Genomic DNA, 17,309 nt, shown 5'->3' with positions numbered 1-17,309 from the left:
TCCCCGGGTCAGTGGACGCGATACCGCAAGAGTACTGAGTTGTCGTCTACCAGGGCGGACATTAATTCGAGCTGTCGAGGGTCGATCGCCGCGCCCATCGCGACCCGCGGCGCGTCTCCGGCGATCAGCATCGGCGCGACGGTCAGGCGCAGTTCGTCCACCACGCCCGCGGCCAGCAGCGACGCGAACAGGTGCGGTCCGCCCTCGCAATCGATCCGGCGCAAGCCTCGCCGGGCCAGTTCGTCCACCGCTGCCGCGAGGTCGACGTCGCCGTGCCGGGGGCGCGGACGCTGGTCGTCCGGATCGGCGTGCAGGGCCGGGTCGCCGGTGGCCTCGTGCAGAGTTGGGTCGCCTGTCCCAGCGACCAGGACATCCGCCCCAGCGGACGCCCACGCCGCGCGCAGGTCCGGGTCCGTCGCCGCGCTGGTGATGACGATCGTCGGCACCAGCGCCTTGGTGATCACCGGTGCGTCCGGCGGCAGCGAACGGCCGGTGCTGACCACGGCGATCGGCGCGATCGGGGCCAGCCCGTGCCGGCGCCGCCGCTGCGCGGTCTTCTCGTCCGGCCGCAGGCCCTCGAAACCCTCGGCCAGCGCGGTGCCCGCGCCGACCAGCAGGACGTCGGCGAGGTCGTTGCCCAGCCGGTAGACGATCCGGTCCGCGGGCGTCGACAGCCCGCCGGAGCGGCCGTCGATGGTGATCCCGCCGTCGGCGCTCGACACGAAGTTCACCGCGAGCCACTTCGGCACGTCCGGATAGACGTAGAGCTGCTCGACGTCGGCCTCGGTGCGGTCTTGGTTTCCGGGAAAGACTTCGCGCATCAGACCGACCGTACAACGTTTGCCGGCGGCCGGGTGCCGATGATGCTGGCCACCATCTCCGCGACCTGCCGCGTCTCGCGGACCTGGTGCGCGCGGAACATCGCCGCTCCGTGCAGCGCGGACACCGCGGTGGCGGCGAGCGTGCCGATCACCCGTTCGCCGACCGGGAGGTCCAGCGTTTCGCCGATCACGTCCTTGTTCGACAGCGCCATCAGCACCGGCCAGCCGGTCGCGACCAGCGCGTCGACGTGCCGCAGCAGCTCGAGCGACTGGTAGGAGTTCTTCCCGAAGTCGATGCAGGGGTCGATCATGATGCCCTCGCGCGGCACGCCCGCGGCCAGCGCGCGCTCGGCCAGCTCGGTGGTGCCTTCGACCACCGCGGCCACCACGTCGTCGTACACCGGCCGGAGCGCTTCGGTGCGCGGCACGAGACCGTTGGTGTGCGAGCAGATGTAGCCCGCGCCGTGCTCGGCGGCGACGTCGAGGATCTCGGGTTCGATCGCGGCCCAGTTGTCGTTGACGAGGTCCGCGCCCGCGCGGCAGACGGCGTCGGCGACCTCGGCGCGGTAGGTGTCCACGCTGATGACCAGTTCGGGGAAGTTCTCGCGGGCCCATTCGACGGTCGGCACGACGCGGCGGATCTCCTCCGCCGCCGTGACCTCCGGGCCCTTGCCCGCCGGTACGCCGCCGATGTCGATCAGATCGGCGCCCTCGGCGTGCGCGCGGCGGATGGCCGCTTGCGCGGGGGCTTCTTCGAAGGTCGCACCGTTGTCGTAGAACGAGTCGGGAGTGCGGTTGATGATGGCCATCACCAGGGCTCGGTCACTGGTGAGGCGACGGCCTCGGAACACGAGGTCGGGCGTATGCATGCGGTCTCCCGGGCCGGAACGTCAATCTCGCGTGATCATAGGCGAGTTCGCGGCGGGAGTACGTCCGGCAGGTGGCGGGCGGAGCGGTCCGGAGGCCACCTGCGTCCGGGCGTTCGTCGATCTGCGTGCGCGGTGCGATCAGGAGGCGAGCGCCTCGTTGACGGTCAGGAACTCATCAGCGGTGCGGGTGGCGGAGAATTCGATCACGCGGTAATGCGCGAGGCGTTGCAGCACGAGCGGGTCGGTGGCGAGCACGGCGTCGAGCTTGCCGCGCAGGCACGGGCGGGAGATGATGACCTGGTCCGCGTCCTCGTTTCCTTTTCCGGAAACGAGGAACAATCCGTGCGCGAAGTGGCTTCGCAGCCAGTCCGCGTGTTCGGCCAGTGCGTAGTCGACTTCGTTTCGAGGCGCTGTGTAGGACAGCAATGCGATGTACATGACCTCAGCGTAGGACGCTCGGTCGGATGGTGCATCCTCCTCCCGAGTGCCGTCGTGCTTCATCGAATGGTCAAGTATTCCCAATAATTCTTTACGGATAAGCGTACTGCTGGGAATTCCGTTACGGGGTACGGGAAATCACGCTGGCCGGCGTTTCCGCAGGACATTTCGGACGGATGGTCAAGACCACCCCCAGTTCTGCGTGAAGCAGCCTGCCAGATAAAGATCCACGCGGTCGGCGAACCGGCTCGGATCGCGTCCGGTGAGTTCGCCGATCCGGGTGATGCGGTATCGCAGGGTGTTCACGTGCAAGTGGAGCGTGGCCGACGTCTGTGTCCAAGATCCCGAATGTTCCAGGAACGCCTTGAGCGTCGTTATCAATTCGGAACCGTGTGCGGCGTCGTACGCGAGTACCGGCCCCAGTACTTTTTCGCCGAATGTCCGGCGCAAGTCTTCCGGCACGGCCGCGAGCAGCAGCAAATGAGACGCCACTTCGTCGCCGGACAGCACCGTCGCGCGGCCCGGCGTCAACGCGGCCAGTGTGCGCGCGTGCCGGGCTTCCTGCACGCCGGCGCGCAGGCCGGCGGCGTCGGCGGCCCGGCTGAGGCCGAGCGTCAGCCGCGCGGACCCGAGCGCGGGCTCGATGGTGTGCACGGCTTCCCGCAACGTTTCGGTGTCGCGCGAGGAGAAGAGGCCGAATGTCTCACCGTCGACAGTCGCCACCAGCACCGGCTGCCCGGTGGTCGAAAGCAGCTCCTCCACCAGCACCTGCGCGAGTCCCGGCCCGCCGCCGCGGACCTCGGCGGACAGCGTGGCGACCGGTTCCTGCGGCGCGAACCCGGCGGCGGACAGCCGGGAGGTCAGCTCGCCCGGCGCGGCGTCGTCGGAGAGCACCAGTCGCAGCAGCGGTTCGGCCGCCCGGTTCTCGATCCGCCGGGCCTCGTCCACCCGGGACCGTTCGAGCCCGACCAGCGCGGCCAGTTCCAGCGCCAGCTCGCGGCGCGCGGACGGCCACTGCGCCGGATCGCCGTCCACCACCAGGAACCAGCTCGCGATCCGGTGCCCGGAGCGGCCGGCCGCGCCGAGCAGCGTGACCGGGCCGTCCTGGCACGGCAGCCGTTCGGCGCGCAGGAATCGGCGGGCCAGCGCGGTGCGGCGCGCGGCGGGCAGTTCGGGGCCGCCGGCCAGCTGGTGCCCGGTCGCGCTCAGCACGACACAGCCGGTTTCCAATTCCTCCGCACCGGCCTTGACCAGCGCGGACAGCCCGCGTCCGGAGGTCACCGCGGCCACCAGCCGCCGGTGCGAATCGCGGGCGGGCGCCGAGCGTTCCGCCGCCAGTCCCAGGATCACCTTCTCGGCCACGGTCGCGAACGAAACCGACACCGGCACCTCGAACAACGGCAGGCCGACGCGCTCGCAGGCGGTCACGAGGTAGTCCGGCACCGGCCCGCCGACCTCGGCGGTCCCGGCCCCGAGCGCGGTGACGCCCGCGGCGGCGAGTTTGCCGACGAACGCGTCCGCGTCCGACGGTCCCGGCAGCCAGCGCATTCCGCACAGCACGATCTCGCCGCCGTCGAGGTACCGCGTCGGATCCTGCAGGGTCGCCTGGAAGACGCGGCCGAACTCGCGGTCGCGCGCCTTCTCGCCCGCCAGCAGCCGCAACCCCAGCTCCGGGGTGTCGAGCAGTGCACCCAGCCGCATGCGCGCCTCCTTCCGCCCATCAGTACCGCACACCAGAGGGGTTTGGCGGAAACTACGAAAAACCGGCCGTTCGCGCTCGCCGCTTTCGGCGGATCTGCCGTGGCCCGGGCCACGCCGCGGCAGGTGTACTCACTCGGCGAGCGAAGAAGAAGGGATGACAATGGCGATCGTTCTTGGCGACAACCGCTACGGGAAGGCCGAAAACCGGCTGGTCCGCGTCGACCGGGACGGTGACGAGCACCGGATCACCGACCTCACCGTGAGCGTGTCGCTGTCGGGCGACATGAGCGACACCCACCTGACCGGGGCCAACGACAAGGTGCTGGCCACCGACACGCAGAAGAACACCGTCTTCGCCTTCGCCCGCGACGGCATCGGCGAGATCGAGGACTTCGCGCTGCGGCTGGCCCGGCACTTCGTGTCCACGCAGGGGAGCATCCACGCCGCGCGCGTCGGGATCGTGGCTCATCCGTGGGAGCGGCTGCAGGTCGGCGGACGGCCGGCGCATCACTCGTTCGCGCGTTCCGGCGCGGGCACCCGCACCGCTCGCGTCACCTACGACGGCGAGCGGGCCTGGGTGCTCGGCGGGGTGGAAGACCTGACCGTGCTCAACTCCACCGGCTCCGAATTCTGGGGCTTCCCGCGCGACGAATACACCACGCTCGTCGAGGTGAAGGACCGGATCCTCGCCACCGCGGTGTCCGCGACCTGGCGGTACTCCGTCGAGGAGGCCGACTGGGCGAAGGCGCACGAGACCGCGCTCGCCACGCTGCTCGACGCGTTCGGCGGCACGCACAGCCAGTCTCTGCAGCAGACGCTGTACGCGATGGGGCAGGCGGTGCTGGAGGCCGTCCCGGAAATCGCGGAGATCCGCTTCGCGCTGCCGAACAAGCACCACTTCCTCGTCGACCTCGAGCCGTTCGGCCTCGACAACCCCGGCGAGGTGTTCTACGCCGCCGACCGGCCCTACGGCCTGATCGAGGGCACCGTCCTGCGCGACGACGCCCCGCCGGCCGGCCCGGCCTGGTCCTGAAAACCGACCTCCGATCTGTTGGGAGCGCTACCGTTATGACCGTGTCCATCGATGCCGACGTCGAACGCGCCTGGCTCGCCGAATGCGTGCGGATCGCCGAGAAGAACGTCGCCGACGGCGGCGGTCCGTTCGGCGCGCTGGTGGTGAAGGACGGCGAGATCGTCGCGACCGGCGTCAACCGCGTCACCCCGTCGCTCGACCCGACCGCGCACGCCGAGGTGGTCGCGATCCGCGCGGCCTGCCAGGCGCTCGGCACGTTCAGCCTGGCCGGCTGCGTGCTCGTCTCCTCGTGCGAGCCGTGCCCGATGTGCCTCGCGTCGTCGCTGTGGGCTCGCGTGGACCGCGTGCTGTACGCGGCCGACCGGGACGACGCCGCTCGCGCCGGATTCGACGACCGGGCGTTCTACGAGCTGTTCGAGCACCCGCGCGAAACGTGGCAGACCCCCGTTTCGCGAGTGTCCACACCGGAGGCTTTCGCCCCGTTTTCCGCCTGGCTCGGCCGATCCGACCGGATCGAGTACTGAGTCTCGGCGAGTGCTGAATGCCGGTCAGAATCGGCTTCAGCGTCCACCGCCCCACCCCACCGGGCCACCATCCCGGTGCTGACCGGAGCACCAGAAAAACGCAAACGTCCCGCCGCCCCGCCCCTTGCGTGTGCCAGGGGTGCGGTGCGGCACACCCACCGGCAAGGGGAGGACGCATGACCCAGGTACGCCTCGACGAAGCGGTGACCTCGGCTCCCGGACCACAGCGCAAGTCCATTGTGGAGCGACTGTTCGAAATCCGCGCTCGCAATACCTCGGTAGGCCGGGAAGTACGCGGCGGCATCACCACTTTCGTCGCCATGGCCTACATCGTTTTGCTCAACCCGCTCATCCTCGGCGCTTCCGCCGACATCACCGGCGCGAAACTCAGCGCCGCGCAAGTGACCACGGCGACCGCGCTCGCCGCCGCCGTGATGACTGTCCTCATGGGACTCGTCGGCAACGCGCCGCTCGCGCTCGCCGCCGGGCTCGGCATCAACGGCATCGTCGCGTTCCAGATGGCCCCGTCGATGACGTGGGCACAGGCCTTCGGACTTGTTGTCCTGGAGGGCGTCTGCATTGTGCTGATGGCGGTCAGCGGCGTCCGGGAACGCATTATGAACGCGATTCCCGGACCGCTGAAAACCGCGATCACCGTCGGAATCGGCCTCTACATCGCGCTTGTCGGATTGGTGAGCGCCGGGTTCGTCACTCGTATTCCGGACTCCGCGCACACGACTGTCCCGGTGCGCCTCGGGACCGACGGGCATCTGTCCGGCCTGCCGCTCGCGGTCTTCTGCTTCGGCCTGCTGCTGATGACCGTGCTGATGTCCCGGAAGGTGCCCGGCGCGGTGCTGATCAGCATCGCCGCCGCCACCGTGCTCGCGGTGGTGCTGCACGACGGATTCGGCGTCGGCGACTGGGGGTTGACGACGCCGACGCTGCCGCATTCCGTGGTGGCGGCTCCTGATTTCGGGCTGCTCGGACACGTCGATCTGTTCGGCGGATTCGCCAAAGCGGGTGCGCTGACCGCGACGATCTTCCTGTTCACCCTGGTGCTGTCCGGCTTCTTCGACGCGATGGGCACCATCACCAGTGTGTCGGCCGAGGCCGGGCTGTCGAAGAACGGCCGGGTGCCGCGGATGGGCCGGATCCTGTTCGTGGATGGGGCAGGCGCGATCGCGGGCGGGATGTCCGGCTCGTCGCCGAACACCGTGTTCCTGGAATCCGCGGCCGGCGTCGGGGAGGGCGCGCGGACCGGGCTGGCGAGTGTCGTGACCGGACTGCTGTTCGGGGCGACGCTGCTGTTCACGCCGATCGCGGGCATCGTGCCGGCGCAGGCCGCCGCGCCCGCGCTCGTGGTGATCGGCGGGATGATGGTGGCGCAATGCCGCAATATCCCGTGGAACGACCCGGATTACACGATTCCGGTGTTCCTGACGGTCGCGCTCATTCCGTTCACTTACTCCATCACCAACGGCGTCGGCGCGGGCCTCATCGCGTTCGTGCTGATCAAGACCTTCCGCGGGAAGTGGCGTGAAGCAGGGTGGATCCTCACCGTGCTCGCGCTCGTGTTCACCGTCTATTTCGGAATCGACGTGGTGAAGGCGATCCTCTAAAAGAAAGGGACCGACATGCCTCTGATGTTCCTCAACGGCGGCGCGATGCGCGGCGAACCCCTGCACCACCTGCTCGACGGCGCTCCACTGGTGGCCGAGACAACGACGGCCGCGAAGTACCGGTTCTATTCGGTAGGCGGGCAATGCCCGGCGCTGGTCCCGGTAGCGCACGGCGGCGCGGCGATCTCCGGCGAGGTCTACGACCTCACGCTGGACCAGCTGCGCGACCGGGTGCTCCCGTCCGAACCGCCGGAGCTGGAGCTGGGCGTGATCGAACTGGCCGACGGCAGTTCGGCGTTCGCGATGCTGCTGCGGCGGCCGCAGACCTCGCACGTGCAGCTGCGGGACATCACGGAAATCGGCGACTGGCGCGCGTTCAAGGCCGCCGCGTGACGGTTCTGGTGGCTCCGGACAAGTTCAAGGGCTCGCTCACCGCGGCGGAGGTCGCGGAGGTGGTGGCCGCGGCGTTCGCCGAGGTGGCGCCCGGCGAACCGGTGCGGCAGCTGCCGGTGGCCGACGGCGGTGACGGAACAGTCGCCGCCGCCGTCGCGGCCGGGTTCCAGCGGATTCCGGTGCGGGTGTCCGGCCCGACCGGCCGCCGGATCACCGCGTACTACGCGCTGCGCGAGACGGTCGCCGTGGTCGAGCTGGCGGAGGCGTCCGGCCTCCACCGGCTGCCCGGCGGCCGGCTGGAACCGCTGACTGCGTCGAGTTACGGCACGGGCGAGCTGATCGCGGCCGCCCGTGCCGCCGGTGCCACCCAGATCGTGCTCGGCGTCGGCGGCAGTGCCTGTACCGACGGCGGGGCCGGCTTGCTGACCGCGTTGGGCGCACGAGTGCTCGACGCTTCCGGTGCGCCGCTTCCGCCGGGCGGTGCGGCGTTGGCCGAGTTGTCCACAGTAGATCTTTCTGGACTGCCCGAAGTGGACATTGTCCTGGCGTCCGATGTGGACAATCCGCTGCTGGGTGTGGATGGCGCTGCCGCGGTGTACGGGCCGCAGAAGGGCGCTGGCCCCGCCGAGATCGCCTCGCTGGAACGCGGGCTGGCCCGGTGGGCCGAAGTGTTGGGCTCCGCGCACGCCACCACCCCGGGCGCCGGCGCGGCAGGCGGCGTCGGGTTCGGTGTCCTCACCGGACTCGGCGCCCGTATTCGGCCGGGCATCGAGTTGTTGCTGGAGCTGCTGGGTTTCCCGGCCGCCGCGCGCGACGCCCGGCTGGTGATCACTGGCGAGGGTTCGCTGGACACCCAGTCGCTGCACGGGAAAGCGCCGGTGGGTGTTCTTCGAGCGGCGGGCGGCACTCCGGTGGTGGCGTTGGCGGGTCGGTGTTTGCTGTCCGCGCCGGAGTGGCGGTCGGCGGGGTTCGCCGGGGTGTATGCGCTGACGGATGTCGAGCCGGACGAGTACCGGTGTGTGGCGGAGGCTCGGTCGTTGTTGCGGGATCGGGCTGCGCAGCTGGCTCGGGATTTCAGCCGAGCAGTACCTGCCTGACGTGGTCGGACAGGGGGAGTCCGGCCGCGTCCGCGGGGGTCAGCCAGCGGCGGTCGTCGTGTTCGGCCGGGTTGAGCTGAAGGTCGCCGAGGAATTCCGGGTGCGCGTCGTAGTAGGAGGCGTGCACGGTGAACGGTTTGCCGGTGCGGTCCGGCCAGGATTGGCGGGCCCGTTCCCTGGCGAGCCGTACCCGCAGCCCGGTTTCCTCGGCGACCTCCCGTACCGCGGTGGTCTCCGGGGCTTCGCCGGGTTCGACGGTTCCGCCGGGGAATTCCCAATGTCCGCCTAGGAAAGTCTCGGCGGCGCGGCGGATCAGGAGGATGGTTTCGCCTCGGGGGACCAGGACGTAGGCGAGGTGTTTGTCGTTCATGCGGCGCCTCCGTTGGCGACTAGGATTTGGCCGTTGACCCAGCCGCCTTCGGGGCCGCACAGGAAGGCGACTAGTCCGGCGCAGTCGCGCGGGGTGCCGATTCGGCCCAGTGGGGTGTGCTGGGTGATTGCTTCGCGCAGGGGTTCGGTGATCCAGCCGGTATCGGTCGGGCCGGGGTTGACTGCGTTCGCGGTAATTCCCAGGTGACCGAGTTCTCCGGCTGCGGCCAGGGTGATTCGGTCCAGCGCGCCTTTGCTTGCGCCGTAAGGCAAGTTGTGTACTACGTGGTCGCTGGTCAAGGTGACGATCCGGCCCGCGCCGTGTGGTCCTCGGTAGCGTTGGGCGAACTCCCGGATCAACAGCCAGCTTGCGCGGGCGTTCACCGCGAAGTGCCGGTCGAAGCTGTCCACTGTGGTGTCCAGCAGGCTGGAATCCACGGACTCGCAGTAGGCGAGCACGAGCGCCTGGACGTCGTCGATCTGGTCGAACAGCCTCGCCGGAGTTGCCGGGTCGGCTAGGTCGGCTTCGATGCCCTGCACGTTTTCGTCGGCGCCCCAAGGCATCCGCCGGTCGAAGCCAGACCAGTAGGTGGTGACGACGTCCCAGCCGTCTTCCTGCAGCCGGGTCGCGATCGCCGCGCCGATTCCGGCTTGTCTGCCTACACCCGTGACCAGAGCGGTTTTCTCATTCCTCAATGGCGCTGTCTTTCGCACGAAGGTGCTGCCGGAACGTGTAAGTCGGGTCGCTTTCCCGGTGGGCCAGGAACTCGCTGAACCGGACCTGTTCGCGCAGGGTTACGCCGTCGCGGATCTTAGCTGCCTGGCGGTGTTCCGTGTCGCGGATGGATTCGGCGAGCCGGAACACATCGTCGGCTTGGGCCGCGGGGATGAAGAGGACGCCGTCGTCGTCGCCGAAGACCAGGTCGTCGGTGGTGACCGTCCATTCGCCGACGGTGGCGGATTCCAGGGCGTCGGCGGCGCGGTCATTGAGGTGCAGCGGGCCGGTGGAGAGGGAGCCGAGGCTGAAGACCGGGAGGCCGATTTCGCGCAGTTCGGCGGTGTCTCGGTGCAAGCCCCAGATGACGATGCCGGTGAGCCCGGCAGCGGCGACTTCTGCGGTGATGAGGTCGCCGACGCAGCTTTCGTCGTGGCGGCCTCGGTTGTCCACCACGAGGATGTCGCCTGGGTTCGCGGTGGTGATCGCTTCCAGGAAGACGTCCACGCTGCCCGCGTGTTTGGCCGGGAGGACTCTTCCGGCGAGCTTCTGGCCTGGGATGACTGCCTTGGTTCCGGCCGGCGCGCACCGCATGGACAGGCGGGCGCGCAGGCAGCCGTCGGCCAGATGGGCGGTGGTCAGGCTTGCGAAACGCTCGGTTAGTTCGGTGTGGTTCATGCTTCCCGCCCTTCGTGCGAACTGCTTCACGCTAGCGGGAATCCGTGCCGAGGGGCGCCGGTTTATCAGCCGAGTCCTTGAGTCTCGGCCGCCACTTCCTCCTGGCTGGCCGCCCACGACGCCAGGAGGGCCAGTCCGTCCGCGGTCGCCGTGCCGGCGGGGGCGGTGTAGACGTTCAGGATCAGGCCGGGTTCGGAAGGCAGGTCCATCGACTCGACGTCCAGGTCCAGTTGGCCCACGACGGGATGGTGCAGGCGTTTGCGTCCGGACCGGTGGAGCCGGACGTCCTGGGACGCCCACTGCCGCCGGAACAGTTCGCTGCGGGTCGACAACTCGCCGACCAGGGCGATCAGCTCCTCGTCGTGCGGGTTGCGGCCGGCTTCCATGCGCAGCTTCGCGGCCACGTCGCGGGCGACCCGGTCGTAGTCGACGAAGAACGCCCTCGCCGCGTCGGGATCCAGGTACACGAACCGCGCGGTGTTCGCCGGTCGTCGCGGGTCGGCCAGCACCGGGGAATACAGCGCGCGGGCAAGGGGGTTCGTGGCCAGCACGTCGTAACGGCCGTTGCAGATCCACGCCGGGGCGTCGGTGATGGCGGCGAGCACCTGCAGCAGCGCGGGACGAAGCGTCGCGGCGGGTCGACGGCGGCGGCCAGGGGCCTTGGACTGCCTCGCGAGGTGGAACAGGTGATCGCGCTCGGCCTCGTCCAGGTGCAAGGCGGAGGCCAGCGCGTCCAGCACCCCGTCGGAGGCGCCGACGAGGCTGCCGCGCTCCATCCGCACGTAGTAGTCCACCGACACCCCGGCCAGCAGCGCGACCTCTTCGCGACGCAGGCCTTTGACCCGGCGGTTGCCGCCGTAGGCGGGCAGCCCGGCCTGCTCGGGCGTGATCCGCGCACGACGCGAACTCAGGAACTCCTTGATCTCGGTGCGCAGATCGATTGTGGCCACCTCCTCACCGTAAGCCCTGCCCACAGGCCGAGGGAGGCCCTGCCGGTACCCCGATCCCCGGAGGCTTAGGTTCCCGAGGCGGTCGTGGCGGTCCCGCCGTCGACCGGAACGATGGCTCCCGTCAGATAAGACCCAGCCCGGCTGGCGAGAAACACAGCAACACCAGCCATGTCGTCGTCGCGGCCGAGCCGGCGCAGCGGGGCCTTCGCCGCGATCGTGTCGCCGATGGCATCGATCGTGGCCGCCATCATCTGCGACGGGAACACTCCTGGAGCCACCGCGTTCACCGTGATGTGCTGGGGGCCGAGTTCCCTGGCCAGCACCCTGGTGAGCTGATGGAGTGCCGCTTTGCTGCTGGCGTACGAGTAGTTGGGCGCCTCAGCCACGTGTATGGCGGCGATGCTGCCGATGTTGATGATCCGGGCGGGATCGTCGGCGGCGCCTGCCCTGCGCAGTGCCGGAAGCAGTGCCTGCACCAGCCAGAACGGCGACTTGAGGTTGAGGTCGAGCACTGTGTCCCAGGCCTCGGCCGGGAATGTCTCCAGCGGCTCTCGCCACATCGCTCCCGCGTTGTTGACAAGGATGTCCAGGCGTTCCGAATCGGCCGTGACCAGATCGGCGAGGCGCTGACATTCGTCGTGCCTGGACAGGTCGGCGGGGAATGCTTGAACGTCGCCGAATTCAGACAGCAGACGCTGTACTTCCGCGCACGCGTCCGCCTTGCGGGAACTGACAATGACGCGGGCGCCCGCCTGCAGAAGGCCGCGCGCGATCATCATTCCGATGCCCCGGGTGCCGCCGGTGACAAGTGCGTGCTTTCCGCTCAGATCGAAAAGGCCTGAGTGAGTGGTGAAACCCGCCATGGTTCTTCGTTCCTTTTGCCGTGGAAGCAGGTGCTTATCCAGGTTGGCGGGATTCCCGGACGGCTGGGAGACCCTGGCGATACCGGCACTGGGAGACCTCCCTTGCCCGACCTTGTCCGGCCATTGAGCGAAAGTGGCATACCCGGCGAATCGGGCAGTGCATTACCACACGCTTTGGCGGCTATGTCCGGCTTCTTCCGTTCTCTGGTTGAAGTCCTGGTGAATTCCCGGGTGGGCGACGTTCTCGACCAGGGTTTCTTCACTTTCCGCACGCATAATTCCGTCCCGGTAGTCCGAACGTGTGGCAGGAGGAAAGAGTGCCGGGGTCTGTGCGCGCCCGCTGGATCGGCGGTGGGGTCGCGATTGCGGTCGTGGCGGCGGGGATCGCGTTCGCGGTCTGGCCGGACGGGGCTTCGGCGCAGGATCCGGAGATCCAGATCTCCCGGTCGGCCTGCGGGCAGGGCTGGGCGGATCCGCACGCCGGGGTCCAGACCTTTCACCTGCACAACACCGGAACCGTGACCGCCGAGGTGGATTTGATCGACCCGGCGACCGGCGTGGTCTACGGCGAGGTCGAGGGGCTGGGCAGCGGGACGACCCGGCCCATGCAGGTTACGCTCGGCAACGGAAGCTACGCATTCCGTTGCCTCCCTGAGGATTCGTCGGCGATGGTCGGGCCGACGGTCACGGTGAGCGGTGGCGCTGAACGCGGTCCGGGCGTCGCGCCGGTGACGCAGAATGATCTGCTCGGGCCGTTGAAGTCCTATCAAGCCCATGTGACACAAGGGCTCGGCCAGCTGGCCGCCGATGTCGGCAAGCTGAAGGACGCCATCCGGAGCAACGACCGCGGTGCGAGCCAGAGTGCCTGGCTTGTCGCGCATCTCGACTACGAGCGGCTCGGCGCGGCCTACAACGCCTTCGGCGACTCCGACAAGGCCATCAACGGCACCGCCGCCGGACTGCCGGACGGGATCAAGAGCCCGGACTTCACCGGGTTTCACCGGCTCGAATCCGGCTTGTGGCACAACGAGGATCTCGCCGCCCTCGGGCCGGTGGCCGATCAGCTGGACAGCGACGTGCAGAAACTCCGCAAGTCCTTTGCGGACAGTCAGGTCGATCCGAACGACCTTGGCCTGCGCGCGCACGAGATCGTGGAGAACACCCTGCAATTCGAACTGACCGCCCGCACCGATTACGGCAGCGGCACCAATCTCGCCACCGCGCGGGCGAATCTCGACGGGACTCAGTCGGTCCTCGACGTCCTGCGCCCGGTGCTCGCCCCGCGCTATCCGGCACTGTCCAAGGTGGACAGCTGGATGCAGCGGACCAAAGCGACGCTGGACAGCGCCAAGAAGCCGGACAACTCGTGGACGCCGGTGAGTCAATTGTCCGCGCCGCAACGGCAAAAGCTCAACGCTGACGTCAGCGAGTTGACCGAGCTTCTCGCTCCGATCGCGGCCATCGCGGAGCCGAGGAGGACCTCGTGACGACGGAATCCTCTCGCCGGTCCTTCCTGCGTCGTACGGTCGTGGGCGCGGGCGTCACGGCGGCCGCCGGTTTCGGCGTGACGGCTAGTGCGAGCGAGGAGCCGGGCACGGTTGCCTTCCACGGCCCCAAGCAGGCCGCGATTCTCCGCCAGCCCCCGGCGCAAAGCATCGTCGCGTCCTTCGACGTGGTCGCCGAAAATCGCGCGGAATTGGCGCAGCTGTTCCAGGAAATCACCGACCGCGCTCGGTTCCTCACGAACGGCGGCGCCCCGGCCGCGCTCGGGATCACTGCCCCGCCCGCCGACTCCGGCGTGCTCGGCCCGGTCGTGCCGCACAGCGATCTCGGCGTGATCGTCGGCGTCGGATCGTCCCTTTTCGACGGACGCTACGGGCTGGCCGACCGCAAGCCCAAGAAGCTCAAGCCGATGACCATGTTCCCCAATGACGCGCTCGACGCCCCGCAATGCCACGGGGATCTGTCGCTCACGCTGTCCGCGGGAGACACCGACACCGTGTTGCACGCACTGCGTGACATCGCCCGCGCGACCCGTGGCGGAATGCAGTTGCGCTGGAAGATCAACGGTTTCAGCTCGCCCTCGCGCCCGTCCGGCACTCCGCGCAATCTGATGGGATTCAAGGACGGCACCGCGAATCCGGGCGAGTCCGAAATGGACCGGCTGGTGTGGGTGTCGGGTGCGGGCGAACCCGCGTGGACGACCGGCGGCAGCTATCAGGTGATCCGGCTGATCCGGATGCTGGTCGAATTCTGGGACCGGGTCTCGATCGCCGAGCAGGAGAACATGTTCGGCCGCCGCCGCGACACTGGTGCTCCGCTCGACGGGGCGTCCGAAAAGGACGAACCGCGCTACGCCGACGACCCGATCGGCACCGTCATCCCGCTCACCAGCCACATCCGCAAGGCGAATCCGCGCACCCCGGAAACCGACGGCCAGCGGATCCTGCGCCGGGCGGTCAACTACGACCGCGGCGTGGACGCCAACGGCAACCTCGACATGGGCCTCGTCTTCACCTGCTACCAGCAGGACCTCGAGCGGCAGTTCGAGGCGGTGCAGAAGCGGCTGATCGGCGAGCCGCTCGTCGACTACATCTCCCCGTTCGGCGGCGGCTATTTCTTCGCGCTGCCCGGCGTCACCGGTCCCGGCGACCACTTCGGCCGGGCGCTCCTCGCCTGAGGCGCGCCCCGATCCCCACCCCGCGAAAACCAGGAGGAATCCTCAGTGGACACAGCATTCGGCAGACGGCGCCGTCGCCTGCTCGGTGCGGGCGCGCTCGTCTCGGCGGCCGTGCTCGCGATCGTCACCGGCTCCGCGGCGTCGTCCGCGCAGGCCCAGCCGCTGCACCAGTTGCCTGCGTCGTGGCTGCCCACGCTCACCCCGATCAAGCACGTCGTGGTGATCTTCGGCGAGAACATCTCGTTCGACCACTACTTCGGCACCTACCCGAACGCCACCAACGAGGACGGCACACCGTTCCAGGCGGCGAAGCACACGCCGAAGGTCAACGGCCTCGACGACAAGCTGCTGACGCACAACCCGAACGCCTACAACCCGAAGCGGCTCGGGCCGGACAAGGCGCTGACCTGCGACCAGAACCACAGCTACGGCGCCGAGCAGGCCGCGTTCAACGGCGGCAAGATGGACAAGTTCGTCGAGAAGACCGAGACCGACAAGTGCAAGGGCCAGCCGGTGCTGTTCGGCGAGCCGGGTCTGGTCATGGACTACTACGACGGCAACACCGTCACCGGCATGTGGAACTACGCCCAGCACTACTCGATGGGCGACAACTCGTTCAACACCGTCTTCGGCCCGTCCACCCCGGGCGCGATCAACCTGATCTCCGGGCAGACGCACGGGATCCAGGCGGTCGACCCGGTCACGCACGAGCCGAAGAGCGACCCGTACGTCGTCGCGTCGCCCGATGAGAACGGCGTCGGCACCGTGATCAACGACCCGGACCCGGCGTGGGACGACTGTTCGGACAAGAACCACACCGCCAAGGACAACCTCGGCGCGATGCAGGGCCGCAACGTCGGCGACCTGCTGAACGACCGGCACGTCACGTGGGGCTGGTTCCAAGGCGGCTTCAAGCCGACCGGCACCGAGAACGGCTACGCGGTCTGCGGGCAGAAGCACGCGAACATCGGCAATCAGTCCTCCGTGGACTACAGCCCGCACCACCAGCCGTTCCAGTACTACAAGTCCACTTCGAACCCGCACCACCTGCCGCCGTCCTCGGCGCAGGCGATCGGGCAGACCGACCAGGCCAACCACCAGTACGACACGAGCGACTTCGACGCTTCGCTCAAGGCCGGTTCGATGCCCGCGGTGAGCTTCCTGAAGGCCCCGGAGTACCAGGACGGGCACGCGGGCTATTCCGACCCGCTCGACGAACAGCATTTCGTCGTCGACGAGATCAACAAGATCCAGCAGTCGCCGGAGTGGCGTTCGACCGCGGTCGTCCTCGCCTATGACGACTCCGACGGCTGGTACGACCACGAGAACTCGAAGATCGTCAACGGTTCTCAGGACGCTTCGCAGGACCAGGCCGTCTGCACCGGCAAGCCGGCCGGTCTCGGCGGGCACGCCGACCGCTGCGGCTACGGCCCGCGGCTGCCGCTGCTGGTCATCTCGCCCTACAGCAAGACGAACTTCGTCGACCACACCCGGACCGACCAGACCTCGGTGCTGAAGTTCATCGAGGACAACTGGTTCTCCGGCCGGGTCGGCGACGGCTCGTTCGACACTCGCGCGGGCGGACTGTGGAACATGTTCAACTTCTGGTGGCCGCAGGCGGGCAAGCTCCCGCTCGACCCGAAGACGGGTGCGCCGACCGGGCGCAACTAGCTCGCGTTTCTCGCACGACACCGAAGGCCGCCGGGTTTCGACCCAGCGGCCTTCGGCCGTTTCCGGGGCCGGTCTCCCAGTCCGCTCAGCGGGAAACCGCGTGCGAATACCGCGAGACTGGAAATTTTCCAGTGCCGGAGAACTGTGCGCGCAGTCGCGGATTGGGCGCCGAAGGTGTTCGGGAACCGCCGGGGAAAGCGCGGGCGGCGCAACCGGAATGGACTCGCGCTGCGCGGACCCTCACTCGACACGATAGGGTAATCGCAGGCACATCCTGTAGAAGGTGAAGGAACGCGAATCATGGCGCAAAAAGTCCTTGTCGAGATGGTGGACGACATCGACGGCAGCATCGCCGAACAGACCGTCCCGTTCAGTCTCGACGGCGTGAGCTACGAGATCGATCTGTCCGAAGACAACGCCGCCGCATTGCGGGAAGAGCTGGCCCGTTACGTCGCCGCCTCGCGCCGGGTCGGCGGCCGCAAGGTCCGCATGGCCGCCGGGCAGGCCCCGCGGCCGGCCTCGACCGCCGCGGACCGCGAGCGCAACAAGGCGATGCGCGAGTGGGCCGAGAACAACGGTTTCACCGTGTCCGACCGCGGTCGGCTCCCGGCGGAGATCGTGAAGGCTTACGAGGAGCGCGACACCGAGGCTCCGGCCAAGCCGGTGCGCAAGCGCGCGACGCGCAAGAAGGCCAGCGCCTGAGCGTTCTTTTCGGCAGCTGTGCCGCGGGGGCCGCGGCGTGTGATCAGCGGTGAGGGCGCCGCCGGGATTCCCGGCGGCGCCCTTCTGGCTGTCCGGGGGGAATAGCGCATTCCCCGCACCGGGACGATGAGACGTCCGTGAAGGGCTCCTTGAGGGAATCAGATTCCCTCAAGGAGCCCTTCACGG

Annotated in this window: 18 protein-coding genes; 9 read left to right on the top strand and 9 right to left on the bottom strand. The window is 68.7% G+C overall.

The annotated features are described in order from the left end of the window. Window positions 1-8: 8 nt before the first annotated feature. The 4 genes from ACFXI3_RS16730 to ACFXI3_RS16715 all read right to left on the bottom strand — a co-directional run bounded on the left by ACFXI3_RS16730 (window position 9) and on the right by ACFXI3_RS16715 (window position 3,829). Window positions 9-821, bottom strand: a complete 813-nt coding sequence (locus tag ACFXI3_RS16730) for a pyrimidine reductase family protein (protein WP_344271788.1) — start codon at window positions 819-821, stop codon at window positions 9-11. Beyond that, a complete protein-coding gene (gene folP / locus ACFXI3_RS16725; RefSeq protein WP_344271791.1) occupies window positions 821-1,690 on the bottom strand; it encodes a dihydropteroate synthase in 870 nt (289 codons plus the stop codon). The genes ACFXI3_RS16730 and folP overlap by 1 nt, the downstream gene beginning before the upstream one ends. A 138-nt stretch (window positions 1,691-1,828) precedes the next feature. Further along, window positions 1,829-2,128, bottom strand: a complete 300-nt coding sequence (locus tag ACFXI3_RS16720; RefSeq protein ID WP_116198492.1) for a YciI family protein — start codon at window positions 2,126-2,128, stop codon at window positions 1,829-1,831. A gap of 180 nt (window positions 2,129-2,308) precedes the next feature. Further along, complete coding sequence (locus ACFXI3_RS16715; protein WP_344271798.1) at window positions 2,309-3,829, bottom strand: helix-turn-helix domain-containing protein; 1,521 nt, start codon at window positions 3,827-3,829, stop codon at window positions 2,309-2,311. Window positions 3,830-3,989: 160 nt separating this feature from the next. Here ACFXI3_RS16715 and pucL point away from each other — a divergent pair, with 160 nt between their 5' ends. The 5 genes from pucL (at window position 3,990) to ACFXI3_RS16690 (ending at window position 8,495) form a co-directional block, all read left to right on the top strand. Then, a complete protein-coding gene (gene pucL, locus ACFXI3_RS16710; protein WP_378400217.1) occupies window positions 3,990-4,862 on the top strand; it encodes a factor-independent urate hydroxylase in 873 nt (290 codons plus the stop codon). 35 nt (window positions 4,863-4,897) lie between these two features. After that, window positions 4,898-5,386 (top strand): nucleoside deaminase, encoded by a 489-nt coding sequence (locus ACFXI3_RS16705; RefSeq protein WP_378400216.1) that lies wholly within the window; start codon window positions 4,898-4,900, stop codon window positions 5,384-5,386. Between the two features lie 176 nt (window positions 5,387-5,562). Next, window positions 5,563-7,005, top strand: coding sequence for an NCS2 family permease (locus ACFXI3_RS16700; protein WP_344271806.1), 1,443 nt, complete (start codon window positions 5,563-5,565; stop codon window positions 7,003-7,005). A 15-nt stretch (window positions 7,006-7,020) separates the two neighbouring features. Further along, the gene (locus ACFXI3_RS16695) at window positions 7,021-7,398 is read left to right on the top strand and encodes a gamma-glutamylcyclotransferase (RefSeq protein WP_009082380.1); all 378 of its coding nucleotides are present in this window, start codon (window positions 7,021-7,023) and stop codon (window positions 7,396-7,398) included. Continuing rightward, window positions 7,395-8,495 carry a glycerate kinase gene (locus ACFXI3_RS16690; RefSeq protein ID WP_344271812.1) on the top strand — a complete coding sequence of 367 codons (1,101 nt, stop codon included), beginning with the start codon at window positions 7,395-7,397 and terminating at the stop codon, window positions 8,493-8,495. The genes ACFXI3_RS16695 and ACFXI3_RS16690 overlap by 4 nt, the downstream gene beginning before the upstream one ends. On the opposite strand, the gene ACFXI3_RS16685 is transcribed toward ACFXI3_RS16690, so the two are convergent. The 5 genes from ACFXI3_RS16685 to ACFXI3_RS16665 form a co-directional block, all read right to left on the bottom strand. Beyond that, a complete protein-coding gene (locus ACFXI3_RS16685) occupies window positions 8,473-8,865 on the bottom strand; it encodes an NUDIX hydrolase (RefSeq protein WP_378400215.1) in 393 nt (130 codons plus the stop codon). The two genes, ACFXI3_RS16690 and ACFXI3_RS16685, sit on opposite strands and share 23 nt — an antisense overlap. Next, on the bottom strand, window positions 8,862-9,560 hold the full coding sequence (locus ACFXI3_RS16680; RefSeq protein WP_378400214.1) for an SDR family oxidoreductase: 699 nt from the start codon (window positions 9,558-9,560) through the stop codon (window positions 8,862-8,864). The genes ACFXI3_RS16685 and ACFXI3_RS16680 overlap by 4 nt, the downstream gene beginning before the upstream one ends. Further along, window positions 9,550-10,257, bottom strand: coding sequence for an RraA family protein (locus tag ACFXI3_RS16675; RefSeq protein ID WP_378400213.1), 708 nt, complete (start codon window positions 10,255-10,257; stop codon window positions 9,550-9,552). Before ACFXI3_RS16675 ends, ACFXI3_RS16680 begins: the two co-directional genes overlap by 11 nt. 65 nt (window positions 10,258-10,322) lie before the next feature. Next, complete coding sequence (locus ACFXI3_RS16670; protein WP_378400212.1) at window positions 10,323-11,207, bottom strand: helix-turn-helix transcriptional regulator; 885 nt, start codon at window positions 11,205-11,207, stop codon at window positions 10,323-10,325. Between the two features lie 65 nt (window positions 11,208-11,272). Continuing rightward, window positions 11,273-12,070 carry an SDR family oxidoreductase gene (locus ACFXI3_RS16665; protein WP_378400211.1) on the bottom strand — a complete coding sequence of 266 codons (798 nt, stop codon included), beginning with the start codon at window positions 12,068-12,070 and terminating at the stop codon, window positions 11,273-11,275. A gap of 317 nt (window positions 12,071-12,387) precedes the next feature. Between ACFXI3_RS16665 and ACFXI3_RS16660 the strand changes: the two genes are divergently transcribed. The 4 genes from ACFXI3_RS16660 to ACFXI3_RS16645 all read left to right on the top strand — a co-directional run bounded on the left by ACFXI3_RS16660 (window position 12,388) and on the right by ACFXI3_RS16645 (window position 17,123). Continuing rightward, the gene (locus ACFXI3_RS16660; protein WP_378400210.1) at window positions 12,388-13,557 is read left to right on the top strand and encodes an EfeM/EfeO family lipoprotein; all 1,170 of its coding nucleotides are present in this window, start codon (window positions 12,388-12,390) and stop codon (window positions 13,555-13,557) included. Beyond that, the gene (locus tag ACFXI3_RS16655) at window positions 13,554-14,750 is read left to right on the top strand and encodes a Dyp-type peroxidase (RefSeq protein ID WP_378400209.1); all 1,197 of its coding nucleotides are present in this window, start codon (window positions 13,554-13,556) and stop codon (window positions 14,748-14,750) included. The genes ACFXI3_RS16660 and ACFXI3_RS16655 overlap by 4 nt, the downstream gene beginning before the upstream one ends. A 45-nt stretch (window positions 14,751-14,795) precedes the next feature. Next, window positions 14,796-16,421: a phospholipase C gene (locus tag ACFXI3_RS16650; protein WP_378400208.1), complete on the top strand. Its 1,626-nt coding sequence runs from the start codon at window positions 14,796-14,798 to the stop codon at window positions 16,419-16,421. 300 nt (window positions 16,422-16,721) lie between these two features. Next, entirely contained in the window at window positions 16,722-17,123 is a 402-nt protein-coding gene (locus ACFXI3_RS16645) for an Lsr2 family protein (RefSeq protein ID WP_344271835.1), read from the top strand. The last annotated feature ends 186 nt before the right edge of the window (window positions 17,124-17,309 follow it).

This window comes from Amycolatopsis sp. NPDC059235 (assembly GCF_042754125.1).
GTDB lineage: Bacteria > Actinomycetota > Actinomycetes > Mycobacteriales > Pseudonocardiaceae > Amycolatopsis > Amycolatopsis albidoflava.
This window is presented reverse-complemented; position numbering and strand designations above follow the sequence as displayed.

Excerpts from the sequence above, each read along its gene's own strand:
- ACFXI3_RS16730 (WP_344271788.1), bottom strand. The coding sequence starts at position 821 with ATGCGCGAAGTCTTTCCCGGAAACCAAGACCGCACCGAGGCCGACGTC.
- folP (WP_344271791.1), bottom strand. The coding sequence starts at position 1,690 with ATGCATACGCCCGACCTCGTGTTCCGAGGCCGTCGCCTCACCAGTGAC.
- ACFXI3_RS16720 (WP_116198492.1), bottom strand. The coding sequence starts at position 2,128 with ATGTACATCGCATTGCTGTCCTACACAGCGCCTCGAAACGAAGTCGAC.
- ACFXI3_RS16715 (WP_344271798.1), bottom strand. The coding sequence starts at position 3,829 with ATGCGGCTGGGTGCACTGCTCGACACCCCGGAGCTGGGGTTGCGGCTG.
- pucL (WP_378400217.1), top strand. The coding sequence starts at position 3,990 with ATGGCGATCGTTCTTGGCGACAACCGCTACGGGAAGGCCGAAAACCGG.
- ACFXI3_RS16705 (WP_378400216.1), top strand. The coding sequence starts at position 4,898 with ATGACCGTGTCCATCGATGCCGACGTCGAACGCGCCTGGCTCGCCGAA.
- ACFXI3_RS16700 (WP_344271806.1), top strand. The coding sequence starts at position 5,563 with ATGACCCAGGTACGCCTCGACGAAGCGGTGACCTCGGCTCCCGGACCA.
- ACFXI3_RS16695 (WP_009082380.1), top strand. The coding sequence starts at position 7,021 with ATGCCTCTGATGTTCCTCAACGGCGGCGCGATGCGCGGCGAACCCCTG.
- ACFXI3_RS16685 (WP_378400215.1), bottom strand. The coding sequence starts at position 8,865 with ATGAACGACAAACACCTCGCCTACGTCCTGGTCCCCCGAGGCGAAACC.
- ACFXI3_RS16675 (WP_378400213.1), bottom strand. The coding sequence starts at position 10,257 with ATGAACCACACCGAACTAACCGAGCGTTTCGCAAGCCTGACCACCGCC.
- ACFXI3_RS16665 (WP_378400211.1), bottom strand. The coding sequence starts at position 12,070 with ATGGCGGGTTTCACCACTCACTCAGGCCTTTTCGATCTGAGCGGAAAG.
- ACFXI3_RS16645 (WP_344271835.1), top strand. The coding sequence starts at position 16,722 with ATGGCGCAAAAAGTCCTTGTCGAGATGGTGGACGACATCGACGGCAGC.